The sequence below is a fragment of the Pseudomonas sp. RW407 genome (genome assembly GCF_003176655.1).
Classification (GTDB): domain Bacteria; phylum Pseudomonadota; class Gammaproteobacteria; order Pseudomonadales; family Pseudomonadaceae; genus Pseudomonas; species Pseudomonas delhiensis.
Window position 1 is genome coordinate 494,295 of sequence record NZ_QGSL01000029.1, and the last position, 4,826, is coordinate 499,120.

Sequence of the window (4,826 nt, forward strand, 5' to 3'; positions counted from 1 at the left end):
GGCCGACGAAGTACGCAACCTGGCCAAGCGCACCCAGGACTCGGTGGAGGAAATCCGCCAGGTCATCGAAGGCCTGCAGAACGGCACCCGCGAAGTGGTCAGCGCCATGCACAGCAGCCACCAGCAGGCCCAGGGCAGCGTCAGCCAGGTGGAACAGGCGGTGGCCGCGCTGCGCCGCATCGGCGAGGCGGTGGGGGTGATCAACGACATGAACCTGCAGATCGCCAGCGCCGCCGAGGAACAGAGCGCGGTGGCCGAGGAGATCAACCGCAACGTGGCGGGCATCCGCGACGTCACCGAGTCGCTGTCCGGCCAGGCCCAGGAATCGGCGCAGATCAGCCAGTCGTTGAATGACCTGGCCAACCACCAGCAGGGGTTGATGGGGCAGTTCCGGGTGTGATCGGCGGGGACGCCATACCTGTAGGAGCGAGCTTGCTCGCGAACAGGATTTCCCGGCGGCTACGGCGTTGGGTGTAAGAGCGCCCTCTCCCCAACCCTCTCCCTGAAGGGAGAGGGGGCCGTTCGGAGTGGGCGGACAATGCGGCGTCAGCCGGCGAGTTCGTAGGGCGCATAACCGTTCGCGGTTATCCGCCGCTGGCCGGAACACCAATACCTCGGCCCCACACCCATCCTACGAAGGGCGCCTCGGCACAGGTCGACAAGCCCGCCCGTGTTTTCCTGAAACCAACAAAAAACGCCGTTTCCCATGACGGGAAACGGCGTTCTTCCTCGAACCGCGGGCCATGGGCCCGCCGGCATTACAGGCAGAGCTGGCGGTTGGACGCCTTGAGGAATTCCTGCTTCAGGTCCTCGTAGGTGTGCACCGCCGGGAACTGCGGGAACTCGCGGATCACGTTCTCCGGCGCATGGAACAGGATGCCGGCGTGGGCTTCGCTGAGCATGGTAGTGTCGTTGTACGAGTCGCCAGCGGCGATCACGCGGTAGTACAGGCTCTTGAGGGCGATCACCGACTGGCGCTTGGGGTCCTTCTGGCGCAGCTGGTAGCCGACCACGCGGTCGGTCTCGTCGGTGACCAGCTTGTGGCACAGCAGGGTCGGGAAGCCCAGCTGGCGCATCAGCGGCTGGGAGAACTCGTAGAAGGTGTCGGAGAGGATCACCACCTGGAAGCGCTCGCGCAGCCAGTTCACGAACTCCACCGCGCCTTCCAGGGGCTTGAGGGTGGCGATCACTTCCTGGATGTCGGCCAGCTTCAGGCCGTGCTCGTCGAGGATGCGCAGGCGCTGCTGCATCAGCACGTCGTAGTCGGGGATATCGCGGGTAGTCGCCTTGAGCGCTTCGATACCGGTTTTTTCAGCGAAGGCGATCCAGATTTCCGGGACCAGTACCCCTTCCAGGTCGAGACAGGCGATTTCCACGAACGATTCCCCGCAGGTTTGGACAGAAGGCGGCACTCTAGCGGCTCGTCCGGGCCGGCGCAACGCGGTGCTTATACTCAAAGAATACAGTCGACCTTCCTGATGGTTATTTAGGGGCATATCCCTGCCTTTGTTAAGATCGGCAGTCTTATAGCGCACCGCGCAAGTACAAGTGGAAAACCGCCTGATGAGTCATCCGTTCGACGTCGCCGAAATCGCCGCGACCTATGCCAGCAAGTCCCCCCAGGACGTCCTCAAGTTCGCCTTCGAGCACTTCGGCGACGACCTGTGGATCTCCTTCAGCGGCGCCGAGGACGTGGTGCTGCTGGACATGGCCTGGAAGATCAACAAGAACGTCAAGGTGTTCAGCCTGGACACCGGCCGCCTGCACCCGGAGACCTACCGCTTCATCGAGCAGGTGCGCGAGCACTACGGCATCGCCATCGAGGTCATGACCCCCGATCCGCGCCTGCTGGAGCCCTTCGTCAAGGAAAAGGGCCTGTTCAGCTTCTACAAGGACGGCCACGGCGAGTGCTGCGGCATCCGCAAGATCGAGCCGCTCAAGCGCAAGCTCGCCACCGTCAGCGCCTGGGCCACCGGCCAGCGCAAGGACCAGAGCCCGGGCACCCGCAGCCAGGTGGCGGTGGTCGAGGTGGACGGCGCCTTCTCCACCCCGGAAAAGCCGCTGTACAAGTTCAACCCGCTGGCCAACATGAGCAGCGAGGAAGTCTGGGCCTACATCCGCATGCTGGAGATTCCCTACAACAGCCTGCACGAGCGCGGCTTCATCAGCATCGGCTGCGAGCCCTGCACCCGCCCGGTGCTGCCCAACCAGCACGAGCGCGAAGGCCGCTGGTGGTGGGAAGAAGCCACCCAGAAGGAATGCGGCCTGCACGCCGGCAACCTGATCACCAAGGGCTGAGGCCGTCGCCGGCGGGTTTTCCGCCGGCACTCCAGCGCTTAAGGTAGGCCCTGCCCCTACCGCGAGAGGAAAGCCCCATGCGCATCACCATGGTCAAGAAGGTCCTGGCCGACGGCGAGGACTGCGGCAAGTGCAAGGACGTGCAGCAGCGCCTGGAGAACGGCGGCTACCTGCCGCGCATCGACCGCGTGCTGGTGGCCGACGAACGCAACCCGGGCAGCGCCGGCTGGATGGTCGCCGCCCAGTACGGCGTGGACAGCGCGCCCTTCTTCGTGGTGCGCCACGACGACGGCCGCGAGCAGGTGTTCACCGTGTTCATGAGCTTCCTCCACGAGATCCTCGAAGGCCGCGGCCCGGCCCCGCAGGATTCGCCCGAAGTGCTGGCCGAGCTGGCCCGGCGCGACGACCTCGACCGCCTCTGAGCCCACCCTCTTCATCCCCTCTTAAGCCCGCCTTCAGGCAGCGATGCCTATCGTGGCCCAGCGTGCCCTACTCCAAGAATCGAACATGCCCGACCCACTGCTCCCCGCCCCCGGCATCAGCCTGCTGGAGGCGCTCAACCGCCAGTCGTTCCTCGCCATCAACGCCACCGCGCAGACGCCGGCCTGGCTGATCGAGATCGCCCGCTTCGCCGCCACGGTGCCGCTCTACCTGCTGCCGCTGGCGCTGCTGGCCCTGTGGTGCCGGGGCGACCAGCGCCTGCGCAGCCAACTGCTACGGGCCCTGGGGGTGGCCGTGCTGGCGCTGGCCCTCAGCCTGCTGATCGGGCTGCTCTGGCCGCACCCGCGGCCCTTCGCCATCGGCCTGGGGCACGCCTGGCTGGCCCACGCCGCCAACGCCTCCTTCCCCAGCGACCACCTGACCCTCTTCGCCGCCTGCGCCCTCAGCCTGCTGTTCGACGACGTCTGGCTGCCCGGCGCGCTGATCGGCGCCGTCGGGCTGGCGGTGGGCTACGCGCGGGTCTGCCTGGGCATCCATTACCCGCTGGACATGCTCGGCGCGCTGGCCGTGGCAGCAGTGAGCAACAGCCTGGTCTGGTTGCTCTGGCAACGCCACGGCAGCGTACTCACAGCCCGGGCCGAGACGCTGTACCGCCGCGCACTGGCGCCGGCCATCAGCCGGGGCTGGCTGCGTCACTGAATGCATCTGGCGATCGGCATGGCTTCGCTCGTGAGCCTCTCTCCTCTCGTAGGGCGCATAACGCCTATGGCGTTATCCGCCGAATCGCGGACAGAGTCCTACAGGTGGAATGCCATGCCTCATGGCGAACTGCAGGAGCAGGCCCTGCCTGCGATTCGCGCGCAGGGCGCGCTCCTACATGGGAATAGCGTGGGTGGAGCGGCGGATAACCGCGAACGGTCATGCGCCCCACGCTCCCGCCGGGGCCTGAACGAAAACGCCCGGCCGAAGCCGGGCGTCGCGGGGTGGCGTCGCCTCAGTAGACCGGCAGTTCGATGCCTTCGAACAGCTCGTCCAGCTCGGCCTTGTTGTGGCACTGCACGGCCTTGGCCAGCAGCTCGCGGGTCAGGTGCGGGGCGAACTTCTCGATGAAGTCGCACATGAAGCCGCGCAGGAAGGTGCCGCGGCGGAAGCCGATCTTGGTCACGCTGGACTCGAACAGGTGGCTAGCATCGAGCATCACCAGGTCGCTGTCCAGCTTCGGGTCCACCGCCATGTGGGCCACGATGCCCACGCCCAGGCCCAGGCGCACGTAGGTCTTGATCACGTCGGCGTCGGCCGCGGTGAACACCACCTTGGGCACCAGGCCGCGCTGGTTGAAGGCCTCGTCCAGCTTGGAGCGGCCGGTGAAGCCGAACACGTAGGTGACGATGGGCTGCTCGGCGAGCAGTTCCAGGGTCAGCTTCGGCACCTTGGTCAGCGGGTGGCCCTGGGGCACGATCACGCAGCGGTTCCAGCGGTAGCAGGGCATCATGATGAGGTCGCCGAACAGCTCCAGGGCCTCGGTGGCGATGGCGAAGTCGACGGTGCCGTCGGCGGCCATCTCGGCGATCTGCATGGGCGTGCCCTGGTGCATGTGCAGGGACACGTCCGGGTACTGCTTGATGAAGCCGCTGATCACGCCCGGCAGCGCGTAGCGCGCCTGGGTGTGGGTGGTGGCGATGGACAGGGTGCCCTTCTTCTCGTTGGAGAATTCCTGGGCGATCTGCTTGATGCTCTCGACCTTGCGCAGGATCTCGCCGGCGGTGTTGATGATGCGCTCGCCGGCCGGGGTGACGCGGGTCAGGTGCTTGCCGCTGCGGGCGAAGACTTCCACGCCCAGCTCGTCCTCCAGCAGGCGGATCTGCTTGCTGATGCCCGGCTGCGAGGTGTACAGGCTCTGCGCAGTGGCGGAAACGTTCAGGTCATGGTGCGCGACTTCCCAGATATAGCGCAGTTGCTGGAGCTTCATGGAGATTCCTCGAAATGGATGTCGCGGCCCGCGACCCGGGCTCTGCTTTTATAACCATATTAATGGTTTGAGGAATAAAGTTAGACGTTTTTTTCGAGCTTGCCTACTACGCCCCCCA

General features: G+C 65.8%; 6 protein-coding genes. 4 read left to right on the forward strand and 2 right to left on the reverse strand.

Annotation, left to right across the window (positions count from 1 at the left end; all coding sequences use genetic code 11):
- On the forward strand, positions 1-400 hold a 400-nt coding region (locus DK254_RS03150), incomplete at its 5' end, for a methyl-accepting chemotaxis protein (protein WP_256595790.1).
- A gap of 358 nt (positions 401-758) precedes the next feature.
- On the opposite strand, the gene thrH is transcribed toward DK254_RS03150, so the two are convergent.
- Complete coding sequence (gene thrH, locus DK254_RS03155; protein ID WP_109932153.1) at positions 759-1,376, reverse strand: bifunctional phosphoserine phosphatase/homoserine phosphotransferase ThrH; 618 nt, start codon at positions 1,374-1,376, stop codon at positions 759-761.
- Between the two features lie 187 nt (positions 1,377-1,563).
- Between thrH and DK254_RS03160 the strand changes: the two genes are divergently transcribed.
- From DK254_RS03160 to DK254_RS03170, 3 genes are all read left to right on the forward strand, one after another.
- Entirely contained in the window at positions 1,564-2,298 is a 735-nt protein-coding gene (locus DK254_RS03160; RefSeq protein ID WP_109932155.1) for a phosphoadenylyl-sulfate reductase, read from the forward strand.
- Between the two features lie 77 nt (positions 2,299-2,375).
- The gene (locus DK254_RS03165) at positions 2,376-2,720 is read left to right on the forward strand and encodes a hypothetical protein (protein ID WP_109932157.1); all 345 of its coding nucleotides are present in this window, start codon (positions 2,376-2,378) and stop codon (positions 2,718-2,720) included.
- Positions 2,721-2,805: 85 nt separating this feature from the next.
- Complete coding sequence (locus DK254_RS03170; protein ID WP_218281390.1) at positions 2,806-3,438, forward strand: phosphatase PAP2 family protein; 633 nt, start codon at positions 2,806-2,808, stop codon at positions 3,436-3,438.
- Positions 3,439-3,733: 295 nt separating this feature from the next.
- Here the strand turns inward: DK254_RS03170 and cysB are convergent, their stop codons facing one another.
- Entirely contained in the window at positions 3,734-4,708 is a 975-nt protein-coding gene (gene cysB, locus DK254_RS03175; protein ID WP_074980682.1) for an HTH-type transcriptional regulator CysB, read from the reverse strand.
- Between the last annotated feature and the right edge of the window lie 118 nt (positions 4,709-4,826).